This is a genomic window from Amycolatopsis sp. CA-230715 (assembly GCF_018736145.1).
Lineage (GTDB): Bacteria > Actinomycetota > Actinomycetes > Mycobacteriales > Pseudonocardiaceae > Amycolatopsis.
This window is the reverse complement of sequence record NZ_CP059997.1, coordinates 10,090,040-10,105,198: the sequence shown is the minus strand read 5'-3', so window position 1 is coordinate 10,105,198 and position 15,159 is coordinate 10,090,040. Positions and strand designations below refer to the sequence as shown.

At 65.7% G+C, this 15,159-nt stretch carries 14 protein-coding genes; 9 read left to right on the top strand and 5 right to left on the bottom strand.

The features are described 5' to 3' along the window. Positions 1-14: 14 nt before the first annotated feature. The gene (locus tag HUW46_RS46955) at positions 15-392 is read right to left on the bottom strand and encodes a pentapeptide repeat-containing protein (RefSeq protein ID WP_215545071.1); all 378 of its coding nucleotides are present in this window, start codon (positions 390-392) and stop codon (positions 15-17) included. Further along, the gene (locus HUW46_RS46950) at positions 389-1,285 is read right to left on the bottom strand and encodes a hypothetical protein (protein WP_215545070.1); all 897 of its coding nucleotides are present in this window, start codon (positions 1,283-1,285) and stop codon (positions 389-391) included. The genes HUW46_RS46955 and HUW46_RS46950 overlap by 4 nt, the downstream gene beginning before the upstream one ends. A 4-nt stretch (positions 1,286-1,289) precedes the next feature. Here HUW46_RS46950 and HUW46_RS46945 point away from each other — a divergent pair, with 4 nt between their 5' ends. Together HUW46_RS46945 and HUW46_RS46940 are read left to right on the top strand one after the other, a co-directional pair. Next, entirely contained in the window at positions 1,290-1,802 is a 513-nt protein-coding gene (locus HUW46_RS46945; protein ID WP_215545069.1) for a hypothetical protein, read from the top strand. A gap of 666 nt (positions 1,803-2,468) precedes the next feature. Next, complete coding sequence (locus HUW46_RS46940; RefSeq protein WP_215545068.1) at positions 2,469-3,014, top strand: hypothetical protein; 546 nt, start codon at positions 2,469-2,471, stop codon at positions 3,012-3,014. 447 nt (positions 3,015-3,461) lie between these two features. Here the strand turns inward: HUW46_RS46940 and HUW46_RS46935 are convergent, their stop codons facing one another. Together HUW46_RS46935 and HUW46_RS46930 are read right to left on the bottom strand one after the other, a co-directional pair. Further along, on the bottom strand, positions 3,462-4,367 hold the full coding sequence (locus tag HUW46_RS46935) for an IS3 family transposase (RefSeq protein ID WP_256451409.1): 906 nt from the start codon (positions 4,365-4,367) through the stop codon (positions 3,462-3,464). Further along, positions 4,367-4,690, bottom strand: coding sequence for a transposase (locus HUW46_RS46930; protein ID WP_141995942.1), 324 nt, complete (start codon positions 4,688-4,690; stop codon positions 4,367-4,369). The genes HUW46_RS46935 and HUW46_RS46930 overlap by 1 nt, the downstream gene beginning before the upstream one ends. 107 nt (positions 4,691-4,797) lie before the next feature. Here HUW46_RS46930 and HUW46_RS46925 point away from each other — a divergent pair, with 107 nt between their 5' ends. The 5 genes from HUW46_RS46925 (at position 4,798) to HUW46_RS46905 (ending at position 12,163) form a co-directional block, all read left to right on the top strand. Beyond that, positions 4,798-5,238 (top strand): hypothetical protein, encoded by a 441-nt coding sequence (locus HUW46_RS46925; protein WP_215545067.1) that lies wholly within the window; start codon positions 4,798-4,800, stop codon positions 5,236-5,238. An 819-nt stretch (positions 5,239-6,057) separates the two neighbouring features. After that, positions 6,058-8,934 carry a hypothetical protein gene (locus HUW46_RS46920; protein WP_215545066.1) on the top strand — a complete coding sequence of 959 codons (2,877 nt, stop codon included), beginning with the start codon at positions 6,058-6,060 and terminating at the stop codon, positions 8,932-8,934. A gap of 211 nt (positions 8,935-9,145) precedes the next feature. Further along, entirely contained in the window at positions 9,146-11,155 is a 2,010-nt protein-coding gene (gene ligD, locus HUW46_RS46915; protein WP_215545065.1) for a DNA ligase D, read from the top strand. Beyond that, positions 11,148-11,786 carry a GNAT family N-acetyltransferase gene (locus HUW46_RS46910; RefSeq protein WP_215545064.1) on the top strand — a complete coding sequence of 213 codons (639 nt, stop codon included), beginning with the start codon at positions 11,148-11,150 and terminating at the stop codon, positions 11,784-11,786. Before ligD ends, HUW46_RS46910 begins: the two co-directional genes overlap by 8 nt. An 89-nt stretch (positions 11,787-11,875) precedes the next feature. Continuing rightward, positions 11,876-12,163 carry a hypothetical protein gene (locus HUW46_RS46905; protein ID WP_215545063.1) on the top strand — a complete coding sequence of 96 codons (288 nt, stop codon included), beginning with the start codon at positions 11,876-11,878 and terminating at the stop codon, positions 12,161-12,163. A gap of 147 nt (positions 12,164-12,310) precedes the next feature. On the opposite strand, the gene HUW46_RS46900 is transcribed toward HUW46_RS46905, so the two are convergent. Next, a complete protein-coding gene (locus tag HUW46_RS46900; RefSeq protein WP_215550518.1) occupies positions 12,311-12,739 on the bottom strand; it encodes a histone-like nucleoid-structuring protein Lsr2 in 429 nt (142 codons plus the stop codon). Between the two features lie 1,368 nt (positions 12,740-14,107). Between HUW46_RS46900 and HUW46_RS46895 the strand changes: the two genes are divergently transcribed. Together HUW46_RS46895 and HUW46_RS46890 are read left to right on the top strand one after the other, a co-directional pair. Further along, positions 14,108-14,278, top strand: coding sequence for a hypothetical protein (locus HUW46_RS46895; RefSeq protein WP_215545062.1), 171 nt, complete (start codon positions 14,108-14,110; stop codon positions 14,276-14,278). Between the two features lie 192 nt (positions 14,279-14,470). Continuing rightward, positions 14,471-15,073 carry an NUDIX hydrolase gene (locus HUW46_RS46890; protein WP_215545061.1) on the top strand — a complete coding sequence of 201 codons (603 nt, stop codon included), beginning with the start codon at positions 14,471-14,473 and terminating at the stop codon, positions 15,071-15,073. Positions 15,074-15,159 lie beyond the last annotated feature (86 nt).

The following is a 15,159-nucleotide window of genomic DNA, read 5'->3' as shown; positions in this document are numbered from 1 at the left end:
GCGGCGAAACAAAATCATTGAGCGCGTACCTCGTCAGGAACGTCCCCGCTGAACTTCGCGCCGTCGAACAATGCCTCTCTGCTGAACTTCACGTCGGTAAACCGGGCGTCTCCTCCAAATGTCGCCTCGTCAAAGACGGTGTTACCGCTGAACTCCGTTGCTGTGAATTCTGTTTCCCCACTGAACTTCGTGTTCACGAACCGGGCGTCTCCATCAAACTTCGCGTTGTCGAACCGAGTCTCGTTGAAGTTCGTGCCGTCGAACCAGGCGTCTCCGTGGAACTTCGTCTCGTTGAACCAGGCCGCCAAACTGGCTTCAACCATGTCGAACGAGGCGCCCTCGTCGAACTCCGCCTCGCTGAACACGGCGCTGTAGTTGAACTTCGTGCTCACGAACCCGGCGTTGCCGCGGAATTTTGTCTTGCAGAACCAGCTGGCCCCCGCGAACGTCGTCGTGACGAACCCGACGTTTCCGCTGAACTCCGCCTCGTCGAACCGGGCGCAGCCGCTGATGTCGCGTTGTCGAACCGGGCGTCGCGGACGCGTGCACGGCTCAGGTCCAGACCGATGAGGGTGGCGCCGGTCAGGTCGAGGTTGGTGTCCGGCCAGAAGGTGTCCGCGGGGCGACGGGGGTCGGGTCCTGGTTTGAGGTGGTCGGTGAGGATGCGCTGCGCGGTCAGGCGCACTTCGCGTTCCTGGAGCACGTCATTCTCGGTCGTAAGCGGTTGCGTTGCCTTGGGGGCCGGTGTCGTGGTGGCGGCGGGGCGTCGCAGGCCTCGCCGGGGTCGGGGGCCGGGTGGGTCAGGTAGGTGGAAGGGGGCGCGCAGGTAGGCGCACAAGACGTTCACGACGGTTTGTCGCTGAGTGAGGTTGTCTTGAGCGACGCGTTCGAGCGCGTAGAGCGCGCCGTGGCGGACCGCGGGCTTGTCCGAGCCGAGCTGCTCGACCGCTTTGAGGTACAGGTCGCTCAGTCGCCGCTCGGTGTTGTCGTGCTCGGTGGCCCACTGACGGCGGCGAGCGAGCACGAGCGCGACTACCCCGCCGGTTCCCGCGGCCACCGTCAGGCCGGTCTTGATGAGTTCGATCCTGTCCTTCGCATCGACGACATGCACGAAGGCCAGTAGAGCGGTGATCGCGATTGTGCCGATCACGCCAACCGGCACCACGATGACCGCGGTGGCCCACCACCAGCTCGCCTGACGGCGCCTCTGGTTGCGTCTCCACGCTGTCCGGTGGCGTTTGATCAGTCGTGCCAACGCCTTCCCGTCACGCTTACCCGAGCCCATGTCGATGACGTCGCCCGCCCTTCCCGTCCACCGCCGCGCCGCTCAGTCGCTGCGCCGTCGCGTTCATCTTGATCGCTCGTCATTTCGCTTGGCCTGTGCCTGGACCTACGTGGATCGGCCCGACGTCGACCCGGACGCCGAGCAGGCCGGCGCCGAGCAGGACCAGCAGGATGACGACCGCGACAAAGCCGAGCGTCGTAGCGACCGCGGCAGGGCTGGTCACGACCTTGCTCACCAGTTGTACCGCCCAGTGCCGCTCGCCGACCGTTCGGCGACTTTCCAGCGCTGGGGATTCGGCGCGGCTGAACTCCGGGCTTGCCGGGGCGGCTGGTTTCCCGGTGTCGATGTGCCGCCCACCGCGCACCGCCTGCTCGTCACCGTCGTCCCCTGGAAACGATCCATGATCACCGCTTATCGTCATCGTGTTGCCTCACTCGCGCACGGGTTTGGGAACTCCACCGTCGGCGTTGGCTCGGCGCTGAGGCCAACGGTGGAGCGAGCACCGGGCGTCAGGTGACAACGCGTCGACGGGCTCGAAGATCAGAGCCGCCGACGTACCGTGGTGTGGGGCGTTGGCGCGCTCCGAACCCGGACGGGCGGCCCCTTCGCGACGAAAGGGGCCGCCCGGTTCCCACCCAATGACGTGGTGCCTTGCGTTGAGAATAGGGTGCTGAGCAGGGAGGAAAGGAGACCGAACCGCCGTCATAGCGATAGCCGGTGGCTGTTCCACGGTAAGCGGCTGACGAAGTTCGGTGGGGCCAGTCAGGCTTGACGAAAGCCGGTTCGCGGCAACGAAACCATAGCTTCCACGGTGACCAGGCGAGATGGGTAATCGAGGCCACCGTTCGACGTGTGAACCTCAAGGAGTGACTTGTGGTGCGCTTCGGTACCAGGCCCGCGGCGTTCGAACCGCCCGCTCGTCCGTACCCGCTGCATGCACCTACATGATCAAGGACAAGCCGATCACGTCCGCTCGTGTTCGTAGCTTCCCGGGCGGCGTCACTGCTTTCCTGGCACGACAGGACATTTCGCTCGGTGGCGTTTGCGGCCCAAATGCGTATTTCGTCGTCTTGGTAGATGAGCGACGGGTAAATTCTTCACGGCTTTCTACGGGAAGCGGTGGTGCGCGGCCCGGGGATGGCGGACCCTGGCTTCACCGGATTCTGGGGAAGGGAGCCCTGTGATGACTCGACTCGCTCGCATCGCCATGCTTGCTGGGACAGTGGCTGGTTCGCTGTGTCTCACGACGCCTGCGGCGCACGCCGATACGGCGTTCCACGCGCACGGATCGGTCACGGCGACCTGTTCGCAGGCACGGTTGCCACTGCCGGATCCCGTGTGCACGCCAGGAGTGACGAATCCTGATGTTACCCAGGGAAGCATTGGTTCGACGATCTGCAAATCTGGGTGGACCAAAACGATCAGGCCTCCAGTGTCCTACACCAATAAGCTGAAGGCGCAAGGAATCAAGGATTACGGTTACACTGACACGAACATGAGCGACTACGAGGAAGATCATTTCCTGCCGCTCGAACTCGGCGGCGCCCCGCGCGACCCGAAGAATTTGTGGCCCGAACCCCATGACGGCGACAAAAACTCCTACTCCAAAGATCGGGTCGAGAACGCGGTGAAACGGGCCGTTTGCGACGGAAAAGCAACGCTGGCCGCGGCGCAGCACGCCATGCTCACCGACTGGACCACGGCTGAATCTGCGCTCGGTATCGGCTGAAATACGCGAGCCACGATCCGTCGACGACCGCTGAAAGCGGCTCATGTCACCGGCGAAGGCAGGAGCGCGGATCATGACTGCGGTGACCGAGGCCGCTTCGGTACGCGCAGATGTCGACCCGCGGAATGACGCCGAGTGGCGCAGGGGTGAAGGCGAACTGCTGGATCGCTTCTGACCGATCGCCCGGTGTCGTCGCCCGGTACCACGCGACCGCACGGACACCCGGCCTCAGTTCGATCAAGACAGCAGCCGACCGCGCGAGCCGGGAACTCGGCTGCGAACAAGAACTCGGGCCCGATTCCGCACCGCGACAAGATAACTCGATAGAGTGCCTCCGTGGTGTCTGCCCGCGCTGTCGGAAGCAGCTACCACAAGACTTGGGGCGAGAGAACGAGAACCGGACCACTGAGGTTCACCCCGGGGAGTGGACAGGGGCTTACAAGGGGTTCAGGCAGCCGTTCGGAGTGACTGCTCGAAGTTGTTGGGACTGAGCATCCCGATGGCGGAGTTCCGTCGGATACTGTTGTAGAAGGTGATCCATTTGTCAATCGCGGCAACGAGTTCTGTCTTCGTGACGTAGGCGTGCCGGTAGTAGTGCTCGTGTTTGAACGTCGACCAGAACGACTCCGCTGGGCTGTTGTCCCAGCAGATTCCGGTCACGCCCATCGACCGGCGCAGCCCGTGCCGGAAGCACGCCTTCGCTGTCAGGTGCGCGGTGTACTCGCCGCCACGGTCGGAATGCAGGATCGTGCCACGGCATCTGCCGCCACGGGTGCCCACGGCGGCATCGATCGCGTCGGTGACCATCTCGGCGCCGATGTGGTCGGATATGCTGTAGCCCAACACTTTCCGGGAGTGCCCGTCCCGGATCGCACACAGGAACATGTCACCCTGACCACACGTCAGGTACGTGATGTCGGTCAGCCAGACCGCGTCGAGCCGGTCCCGGTCGAAGTGCCGGTCGACCAGATCCGGTGGGAACGACGCGGCCGGATCGGCCACTGTCGTCTTCACCTTGAACGTGCGCGGGCTGATACCTTCCAACCCGATCGAGGCCATGATCTTGGCAACCGTCTTCGCGGTAACCACCTCACCCTGATCGCGCAGTTCGGCGGTGATCCGCGGCGAACCATAGGTCCCGCGGGAATCCTGGTGCACCTGGGTGATCTTCACCTCGAGGTCGGCCCGGCGTTGCTGCCGCGGTGTCAGCACCGTCGCTGCGACGCGTTTGGCGTGCGCGTAGTAACCCGACGTCGACACACCCAGCAGCCGTGCCATCCGCCGGATCGAGAACCGCGCGTTCGACGGCGACCTGGTGTCGGTGAACTCGTCAGGGCCGGCGTACTTGGCCATCAGAGCGAACCGGGCCGGTTCTTCTGCATCGCGGCAAAGTACGCCGAGGCTTTTACCAGGAAGGCGTTGTCCTTCTCTAGCTCGGCCACCTGTCCGCGCAAGCGCAACAGTTCGGCCCGTTCGGCGGCCTCCAGAGGTTTGTCTCCGTGGACCTCGGCCGCGGTGACCCGTCGACGTTCGTCTTTGACCCAGACACTCAACATGCCCGCGTCGATACCCAGCTCGCGGGAAACCTCAGCGATTGTCCGGCCGGAATCGATCACGCGGTGAGCAGCCTCGACCTTGTACTCCGCCGTGTACGACCGGCGCTTGCGAGGAGGCATGAGGACATCCTTTCAGCAGGACGACTGATCCTGCTAACTCGGTGTCCACTCCCCGGGGTGAACCTCACACTCGTCGTGGGCAAGCTCGGCGGGGAAGGGCAGCGACGATGGTTGATTCACCGCAGCGGCACGCGATCCGTTCGCTCGCGGGTGCGATCAGCATCGCCCGTGCCGCTCGCCGCGCTGATCTCGTGCCGGCCCTGGAACAGGCCGGGACAATCCCCGCGATCACCGTCGCCCGGGACGAGCGGGTCCTGCGTGAGGGGATACGGCCGGACACCCAGGAGGTCACGATCGAGCGCTGGGAGTTGCCCGGCCGGCCGCTGTGGCTGTTCACCCGCGCACTGGTCGACCGGGGTGAGGGCTCGGTGTGGGAGGACTTGGTTCTCACCGAGTACGACCTGAGCGACCCCGCGATCTCGCGCGCCGTGGCACGGGTGACCGGATTCGACGCGTTCGATGGCGTCACCGCGGTGCCACCTGGCGAGTTCGACAAAGAGTGGGGCTGTCAGCAATTCGCAGGTCCGCCTTGGCCACGGCGATCTTGAACAGCACCGCTACAGGCTCGCCGCCGGGCTGCGCTGCTGGGGCGAATGCGTCACCCGTCTGCGCGGCATGGACGATCGGCCTTATCCGATCCCGGTCCGCGGCCGGCGCGAACTCTGACCCGTCGTTCCCGGTTTCACCACTTGGGCGGCTGGTGTCCGGCCCAACCGGTCGTCGCGAAACGAGGCTGCGCCGAGCCGTGGCAGTTCGTGCAGAGATAGGTTTACCCGTGCCCAGCCGGGCGGTAAGCCCTGCTGATCGTGTAGCCGCGCGCCGTGGCGTACGTCGTCGAGCCTGTGATCTGCGGGAACCAGCATCAGCTGGGCCACCCGGGTTACGCTGTGGTCGAGTTGGCGGGCGTGTCCGGGCGAGATGCGACAGCCGAGTACAGGATGACAGCTGGTCATTTTCGTGACGCGCTCTGGCGAGTTTGAACGCGCCCGCTAGCCCGAACTCTTTCGGGTGATTCAAGTGGTAGAGGGTTAACGAAGTAGCGAGTTTCCTTTGTCTCCGTAGGACAACCGTTCGTCGCATCGATGAGTTGCGTTCTAGCCGAGCCTGGTGGGTTGCGGCAGTGTCGGTCGGGTTCGAGGTCATCAGGCGTGTTTGGTGATCTGGCGCAGGGAGCGGTACGCACCGGGCGATCGCTGTGGCCGTGCTGGCCGGTAGGAGAGGTGAGCTGCGGCGTGGCAGTGACTGGGGTTCGACGATCGTCGACGGTGATGGTGGCGGCGGGTGTTCCGTTGGAGGAGTGTCGGCACAGCCTGCTCGAAGTCACGGTTGTCCGGGGGAGCGGCCGCGATGGTGGTCAGCCGCGGGGTTTGACCGACTACATTGTGCGTGCGCATGATCATGTGTTGCGTGCGAAGGTCACCGAAGCGGCCCGAGGTGTCAGCGGGATGGCGACGTTGATCGGCAATTCGGTGGCGGGCAAGAAACGTGCGATGTGGGAAGCACTTCACATTCGCGACGGCGACGGCGCTGCCTTGGCCGGGTGGCGGGTGTGGCCGGGTACGAGCCCAAGCGACCCGCGGACGTTGCTGGGTGTGATCGCCGGTGCCGTGCCACGAACGGTGCTGTGGCTGCCGGGGTTGAGCAGGTACCTGCTCGATGGTGGAAGCGATGTCGGCAACGAGGTGGCAGGGGCGCTGCGGGACCTCCTTGAAGACGATGAGCGGGCGCCGGTGTTGGTGCTGGGCACGTTGCGTCCGCGGCAGTGGCAGCGGTTGACCGCGCCGTCGCGGGGTAGTGCGGATCCACATCCGCATCCGCGGTTGCTGCTCCAGGAAACCGACATCGCAGTGGCTGACACGTTCACGGTGGCGGAGGTCGCAGACGCGGCGATGTCGGCAGACCCGCGGATGGCTGAGGCGGCTGTGATGTGTGATGGGGGTGAGGTGATCCGGTATCTGGTGGCCGCGCCGGAGGTGCGGCAACGGTTTCGGAATGCCACCCAGCAGGAGAAGGCGATTCTGCAGTGTGCGATCGAGGCCCGCTGTGTCGGCCATGGTCAGTGGCTTCCGCGGGCGCTGCTTGAGCGCGCGGCGCCTCAGTACCTGACGGCTCATGAGCGCAGTTGTCTTGCGGCGACGTGGTTCGAGGACGCGCTTGCCGAACTGACCAGCCCTGGGCTCGGGGAGATGAGGATGATGCTCGACTGGGACGTCACCGACGGGGCGACAGCGCGGCGGGATCGCCTTCGGCTCAATGATTTTCTGGAACGGCAGTGGATCACCGAGGTACAGCAGGTTCGGTTGCCCGCTGAGCATCTGTGGTCCGCGCTTGTGGATCGTGCCGCAGTGGACAGCGTCGTGGCGTTGGCGGAGGAATGTCGCCGTCGCGGGCTGCTGCGCCAGAGCGTCGAGTTCTACCGTCGTGCGATTCGCGACGGTGACGTGTCCGCGAAGCGTGCTTTGGCGGACATGCTGCGGGACGCCGGGCATGTCGACGACGCGTTGCGGCTCTACCGTGAACTAGCCGACGGGCCGGATCTCACCGCACAAGTGGTGGCAGGACGGATCTTGCTCGCGGCGGGGCGCGCTGCCGAGGTGGTGCGGTGGGTTCAGCCCGCGGCCAGCGCCTATCGGCCCGACGCCCTGTGGTTGCGGGCGCTGGCGTTGTCCGAACTGGGGGAGCGTGACCGGGCGATCGTGACCTATCAGTACCTCGCGGAGACCGGTGATCTGTCGGCCGCGGCCGTGGCGGGAGAACTGCTTGCCGAAGCGGGCAGGCGCGACGACGCGGTGACGTGGCTGATGACGCTGACCGGCAGGTTCGGCCTGGACACCGTGCGGATGGCGGCCGAGCTCATCGTCGAGGATGAGGACGAGGACAAGGGTGGGATTGACGTCGCGGTCGCCCGCCTGCACGATCGCGCGGATCACGGCGAGTATGGGTCGTATCTCGTCGGTGCGGAGATCCTCGCCGCGCACGAGCGTACCGAGGACGCGTGTTCCTGGGTCGACAGCGCCATCGAGTTCGCAGTGCCGGGTGCGGCGTCGATGGCCGCGAGGCTGTACGCGCAGGCCGGACTGTTCGATACCGCGACAACGCATGCCCGCGCCGCGGCAGACGCGGGCGATCCCACCGCGCTGAGCACGGTGGCCGACGCGCTGGCACAGCGGCGGATGACCAGCGCCGCGCTTGATCTGTACCAACAGGGCGCCGAGCACGGGGACACTGAGGCGTGGTGCCGCGCGGTCGACGTGGCGGCGCGGGCGGGCTGGGTCTCCGAAGCCATCGCCTGTCTTCGCCGCGCGCGCCGCACCGGCCAGAGCCCGTCACCGGTGTCGGTCGCAGCGAAATTATGCGCCGCGGGACAGATCGCCGAAGCCCTGGACTGGTACGTCAACACCGTCGATCTCAGCAGCCCGGACGTCCTCATCGGCATCTCCGACTATCTTCTGAAGGCCAACGTGGTCAAGCAGGTCGCCGCCCGCTACGCGCGTAAGACGCGGCAAAGTGACGCGCAAGCGCTGGCCTGGGTTGCCGAGGGCTTGGAGAGGGCGGGTCGGCAGGACCTCGACGAGGCCGCGAACCGTCAAGCCAAGACCGGGGTGGCTGTTGGCGTTCATGCGCATCGCAAGACGATGGAGGCCGTTTCCTGGCTTACGGTGGCCGCGCGCGACGGACATGAGCCTGCGCGTGTGCGCGCGGCGGAGCTTCTGCTCCAGATCAAACGCTACGAGCAGGTGGTGACCTTGCTGCGCGAGATACCGCAGACCCGGCGAACCGACGCCCACGTCTACCTTGCGTCCGCCCTGCCACAGCCGAAGGTGAAGAACGACGATCCGATCGGCTCGGTCAACGAGGCGATCACGATGGTGGAACGCCAGCTCGATGCGGGGGAAACCCGAGCGGTGGCCCCGGTCGCGCAAGCGCTGATTTCCCGAGGCCGTCCAGAGGAGGCCATCGTGCTTCTGCACCGCGGGATCGAGTTGGGTGACGCCACGAGTCACTGCTGCATGGGCGATTACCGGTCTCGGACACACGCGCATGCCGAGGCACTCGCGCACTACCTCATCGCTCGCCTGCACGGTCACGACAAGGCGGAAGACAAGATCGAAGGCCTGCTCACTGCGACCAAGGATTTCGAAACACTCGAGGACATCCAGCGCTTCGGGATCACCGTGAACGGCACGATCGCCGAACCCTGGAGCCTGGATCGCCTTGCATCAGACACGCACGCTGATGGGTGACACCGGCGGTTTGACGACATCACACGGTTCCTTGCGCTCGCGCAAGGCCTGCCGATCGAGTACCCACGCGCCGTGGTGTGCCTCGCTGCGCCTGTGATCTGCGGAAACCTGCACCTGTTAGGCCATCCGGGGTACGCTGTGGTCGAGCTGGCATGCGTGTCAGGACGACATGCGACGGCCAGGTACCGGGATGTCTGGTGGAGGAGCCGCGATGGTGCGCACCGAGCGTTCGACCGCGGTCCCGGCGTGGGTAGACCCAATGCTGGCCAAGTCCGACGGTGGCCAGCTGCCAGCCAGGCCCGGCCTGGTCTACGAGCCGAAGTACGACGGGTATCGATGCTGCTACCGCGTGGCGCCAGATGGTGGTTCCGTACTTCTCACCAGCCGGAACAACCAGGACATGACCGCCGAGTTTGCGGAACTGACCGGGGTCTTCGGCGATGTGCTGGGCGGAGAAGCCCTGGTGCTCGATGGCGAGGTCGTCGTCTACGACGAACTCGGTCGCCCCGATTTCGAGTTACTGCAGCAGCGGCGCGGCGCATTTCAGCAGCACCCGCGCGCTGATCGCGTTCCGGCACGATTTCTCGCGTTCGACCTGCTGCAACTCGGGGACCGGATGTTGCTGGACCAGCCCTATGAGCTGCGGCGACGGTTGCTGAGCGGGCTACCGATGCCCGACCCGTACAAGAGCGCCGTGGTTCCGGCGTTCACCTTCGAAGAACTCGCGGCGGACCGTCAAACCCCGGAAAGCCTGCTCGCACGGGTGGCCGGCGAGGGCATGGAAGGCGTGGTCGCCAAGGTGGCGACCGCGGTGTACCGGGCAGGACGACGCAGCGACGCGTGGCTGAAACACCCGATCACCAACACCGCCGAGGTGGTCGTGTGCGGCTACCGCGAGGGCCAGGGCAGCCTCGCCGGAACGGTCGGCGGACTGTTGCTCGGCGCGCACGACCCCGATACCGGCGATCTCGAGTACCTCGGCGACGTGGGCACGGGATTCAGTCAGGCCGCGAGGGCGGCGTTGCGACGACGGTTGGAGACGCTGGAGCGACCGACCCACCCTTTCGCCACGACGCCACCGCGAGAAGACACACGGCGAGCACGCTGGCTTGACCCGGTCCTGGTCGGCGAGGTGACCTACCGCCGGTTCACCGAGGGCGCGGGACGGCTGCGGCACACCGCGTGGCGAGGCCTGCGCGAGGACAAGAAGCCCATCGACGTCTTCGCGCCGAGACCTCTGCATCGGACCAAGACGGCGCCGTCGACCACGGCCACTCCGGCATCCGGGCCAGTGTCCGCCGCAGGGCAACTCGTGCAGGTCGAAGACAGGCAACTTACTTTGTCTAATTTGGACAAAGTCTTGTATCCGCGTACGGGCTTCACGAAGCGCGAGGTGATCCTCTACTACTCTTTGATCGCACCCGTCCTGCTGCCGCAGCTGGCCCGGCGGCCGGTGACGTTCCTCCGGTTCCCCGACGGCGTGGACGGCGAGCAGTGGTTCGCCAAGAACGTCCCCTCCGGTGCACCGCCCTGGCTGAACACGGCACAGCTACCCAGCCGGGGAACCCGTGGACACCGGGACCTGATCGAGTATCCATTGCTCGACGACCTGCCCGCACTGGTGTGGGCAGCGAACCTCGCCGCGCTTGAACTCCACACTCCACAATGGACGATCCGTGACGACGGTCAGCGTCGGCCCCCGGACCAACTCGTGTTCGACTTGGACCCCGGTCCTGGCGTCACCATCGTCGAGTGCTGCGCGGTCGCCGAGCGGCTCCACGAGATCCTCACCGCGGATGGCCTCACCGCTTTCCCGAAGACATCCGGGTCGAAGGGGATGCAGCTGCTGTGTCCGATCGAGACGGATCAGCCCGACGCCCCCTCGGCCTACGCCAAGCGCCTGGCACAACAGCTCGCGGCGGAAACCCCGGACGAGGTGACCGCGGTGATGGCGAAGGCACGCCGGGGCGGGCGGGTGTTAGTCGATTGGTCGCAGAACAACCCGGCCAAGACGACGATCACGGCCTACTCCTTACGTGGCCGCGACGAGCCAACTGTCTCAACGCCGATCACCTGGGACGAAGTCGCGGCGTGCCGAGACGGGCAGCACCTTGGGTTCACATCCGACGAGGTTCTGGCGCGTGTCGAGGCCATGGGCGATCTCCTGGCCGAGATGCCCGCCCACCGATCGCCACTACCCGGCGATGTGCACGATGCCTGACAGAGACCGCGCGACCGGCGGTCGCGACGGGCGTGCCGATCATTCGGACACAGATGACGGCGCGGGATCCGATCTCGGATACGTGCGGCCCGTCCTGGGCGGCGAATCGTTCTGCCCAGCGGGGCATCGCCTGGGCGGAGACGACAGCACCGGCCCCGTCGACGCGGTCTACCGGCTGCCGACGACGACGTGCTCAGCCTGCCGTGCCGCGGGCGACGACCGGGCGACCTGGGCCACCATCGATCCGCGACGCGTGCATACGACGGCGGAGGCACCGGCGGCCGGGCTGGTGCTCGTCCGGCACCCGCCACCATCCGGATATCCGGCCGCGCCGAGCAGCATCGCTCTCCAACTCGATGGTGTCACGATCGGGGACATCGACATCGCGGTGTGCGACGTCGACGCACTGGGTGTGGTGGAGCACGTCCGCATCGACCCCGGCTACCGTCGACGCGGGCTCGGACGCCTGCTGATCGCCGCGGCCTACACGAGCGCGCCAACGTGCGACTGGTCGATCACGGCGATCACCCCATCGGCCGTCGACTTCTGGGCAGCGATCCATCCGCTAGGCGCGGCGACGCCGCCGCGCTACTGCGTCCATCACCGCGAGGATGCCGAACACGTGCCGTAGCCGAATCCGACATGGGCGGTACACCGGCGGCGCGTCGACATAGCTCGGTAGGCGTGCGACGGTGAGCGGGTCGGGAAAGGAGCGTGGTTGTGTTGCCGGGTGACAAGCTGCCGGACGAGGTCGCACGGTGGAAGAGCGACCTCGAAGCAGAAGCCGAGGAGCGGTCGGCCGAGATCGAAGCTCGGGTAGCCAGGTATCGCCTGCCTCCCGACGAGCTGATGATCTATCGTGACGCGTCCGCGGTGGTTGCCGAGGACGCGGAGTTTTTGCGCCGGTTAGCGGCGGTCCGAGTTCCTGCGAGCGGTGTCATCCGCCTGCCCAGCGGTGCGGCCATGACAAGCATCGAGATCCACCAATGGCGTCAGGACCGACAGTGACTTCGGGCGAAAAACATATGCTCGACTTAATGGTAGGTACGGCTTTGATGCCAGAAGTGGCGATGCGATGACCGATGTCTGTTGTGCCGCGGCGTGGCACAACAGACATCGGCCCGCTGATGTTGGTCGCGAGGGTACCCGGTGGAGTCAAGCGACCTTTTTCTTGCGGGGTGCGCGCTTACGCGAGGACTTCGCGATCGGCTCCGACTTGGGTACCTGCTGAGCAGTCTCGTAGGCCTCGATGATCTCGGAGGACAGGCGGCCACGCTCGGCGACGTCGTAGCCATTATCCTGAGCCCAAGCACGGATCTGGCGATTGCGTTCCCGATCGGTCGCCGACGGCGCCGCGGATGTACCGGTAACCGACGCCGACTGTCCTGTCGCGAGCCGGACTTTGCGGCCGCCGGTGCGACGGCCAGCCATGACGTAGGGCTCGAACTCGGCGCGGAGCGCAGCGGCGTTGTCGTCGGACAAGTCGATTTCGTAGGAAACGCCGTCGAGACCGAACGGGATGGTCTGAGACGCCTCGGTGCCGTCGATGTCATCAAGAACCTCGACGTGGACCTTTTGAGCCATAGTGATGCCTTCCTCTTGACAGGGCACCACCGACAACGAAGTGATGGTGCCATTAGCTGCAGGATAGCCTAGAGTATGCAACGTGTTGGCGACGCCACCACCACGATCTCATGGACACATCATTGGAACTGCTTCCTCAAAATGCTATTCCTGCAAGCGGTCCGGGAAAGTCATTTATATGAGGTCACCCGGACACTCGGCCGCGCCTTGTTTGCGTCTGCAGGGGCGTGAATCGGGACGGCAGCCGACTGCGCCGACACGCTCTTCAACCGGAATATCGCTGCCTCGGAGTTACTGTCATGACAGTGGAACAAACTTGGCGCGCCAGGTCAACGGTGCACGATATCGGCGATGCCGAAAGAGACCCACGTCGTGCTAGTAGGGTTTACCCAGCAGGCCCCAGATCTCATGGAGGACAGGTGCCGAAAGATGGAATGCGATCGACGACGGAAGCGCCGGAGTGGTGTCTGGATCCCCGGCCGTGGTTTCCCTGCCCGGAGTGCGGCGAGGGCCTGTTCTGGGAGGACCTCCAACATGGTGTACAGCTGATCTGCGCGAATTACCAGTGCTCCAGTGCAGGCATGAGCCTGCCTGTGTGGAGGGCGCAACAGCACCGCGAGGATCTCGGTCTCGACGCCCCGGTGTCGGAAGCCGGGTGGCCTCGGCCGGCTCTGGAGGGGCTGCCGGTGCCCTACATCACGCCGGTCACGTCGGGCAGGCCATGGTGGGGCTTGACCCACGGCGCCAGGGTGGTGCGGTGTCAAAACCAGTGGTGCTGCCAGGTTTGCGGGTTTGGTCTGCCCCCGCGGGCTTGGGTGTTGGTCAACACGTTCGGGGACGTGCTCAGTAGCAGCGCAATGCACGAGAAATGCTTGCAGATGTCCACATCGACGTGCCCGCACCTACTCGGCCCCGGCTCGAGGTTACGGCAAGCCGAGGTCGAACGCTCCGACATCCTCGGCGATGGCGAACCGCTCTCCGAGCGGGGCGCGCTTACCCGGGAGCATTGGACCGTGCCCACGCTCAACACCTCCACGAGCATCTCTACACCCTGATGGGGCCGAAGTGGACAGTGGTAGGACAGACACACCCGGTACAGCGGCCACACCAGATGATGCCCATCGACTCCGAGGCCTGATCGCGGACCAGGCACGGCTTTACCGTGCCGTATACCCGAACCGTGCTGCCTGGACCTACACGTCGTTCGCAGACCTGATCCTCGACCTCGGCACCGACTACGAGCCAGTGGACTGGCCGGGTGGGCGCGCGCAGGGACCCGCCGGAAGCTGTTTCGCGAACGCGACCGAGTACGCCTGGTGTGCGACACAGCCCGGTCGCGCGATCGATCCGTCCATATCGGACGGACGTGTGCTCGCCTACCTCGGTGTAGCGCTGACCGCGAACTACCGGCGGGAGCAGCAAGCCACACGGGGCACCTCGGTGGCGTTCACCACCGAAACGATGCTCGCGGACGACAACCACGCCGCGCTCTCCGGAGGAATCCCCGCTCACGCGTTCTACAGCTTCCCGCACCCGTGATCTCTCGGGACTCGGAACGGGTCGGGCAGCGTCCGAAGAGACGGACCGAGCCACTCCGGGACACCTCGTCTTCCGCGCGGCGACGATGTTCTGTGTACGGGGGAGTATGACCCGCCGCGAAGGTAGGGTTACCGCTATGCACCACGAGTGGCTGGCACCCCCGCAATCCCGCGCGTCACATCTGGTGGTCCGATGACGATCGGCGACTCTGACATCGCGGACACGCTGACCGCCTACCTCGACCGCTTCCCGGAGGAAACCACGCAGCTCGCGGAGCCGATGCGGCTGCTGCGCCTCGGCACGAATTTCGCCTCACGGCGCACGTTCCCGATGCATGCGACCGTCGGGGCGCTGGTGACTCGCCCCGGCCCGGAGATCTTGCTGATCGAACACCGCGCGTACGGAATCCTGCTGCAGCCCGGCGGCCATATCGAACCGACGGACACGACGCTGATCGATGCCGCCACGCGCGAGTTGGCCGAGGAGACCGGTATTGACCCCAGGAAGGTGGTCCCCGCGTCGCGTACGCCCGTTTATGTCGAGTACGTCATGGTTCCGGCGCGACCGTCGAAAGGGGAGCCAGCGCACTATCACCTCGATTTCGGATTCGCCTTTACGACGCAGGCGGACCTGGGCAACGTCCAGGAGTCCGAGGTGGCGAGTGCTGCGTGGTACCCGTCTGCCACGGCCGAGCGCCTCGTCGGCTCTCGCGTCGCTCGAGCACCAAGGCCAGACAGCCTTCCCGAACGCATCCCCGGACATGGAACAGCGGGCCGATCACCTGGCCCGGAGTGAGGCCCGATTTCCTGGGCAAACGAGGTCTTGTACCGCAGCATCGGCGGCGCCCACGCTTCCGCCGCACTGGCGGATCGCGCTCCCGG

Coding starts and splice junctions, on each gene's coding strand:
- ligD (WP_215545065.1), top strand. CDS start 9,146: ATGGTGCGCACCGAGCGTTCGACCGCGGTCCCGGCGTGGGTAGACCCA.
- HUW46_RS46890 (WP_215545061.1), top strand. CDS start 14,471: ATGACGATCGGCGACTCTGACATCGCGGACACGCTGACCGCCTACCTC.
- HUW46_RS46900 (WP_215550518.1), bottom strand. CDS start 12,739: ATGGCTCAAAAGGTCCACGTCGAGGTTCTTGATGACATCGACGGCACC.
- HUW46_RS46925 (WP_215545067.1), top strand. CDS start 4,798: ATGGTTGATTCACCGCAGCGGCACGCGATCCGTTCGCTCGCGGGTGCG.
- HUW46_RS46930 (WP_141995942.1), bottom strand. CDS start 4,690: ATGCCTCCTCGCAAGCGCCGGTCGTACACGGCGGAGTACAAGGTCGAG.
- HUW46_RS46950 (WP_215545070.1), bottom strand. CDS start 1,285: ATGGGCTCGGGTAAGCGTGACGGGAAGGCGTTGGCACGACTGATCAAA.
- HUW46_RS46935 (WP_256451409.1), bottom strand. CDS start 4,367: ATGGCCAAGTACGCCGGCCCTGACGAGTTCACCGACACCAGGTCGCCG.
- HUW46_RS46945 (WP_215545069.1), top strand. CDS start 1,290: ATGACGTCGCCCGCCCTTCCCGTCCACCGCCGCGCCGCTCAGTCGCTG.
- HUW46_RS46910 (WP_215545064.1), top strand. CDS start 11,148: ATGCCTGACAGAGACCGCGCGACCGGCGGTCGCGACGGGCGTGCCGAT.
- HUW46_RS46940 (WP_215545068.1), top strand. CDS start 2,469: ATGACTCGACTCGCTCGCATCGCCATGCTTGCTGGGACAGTGGCTGGT.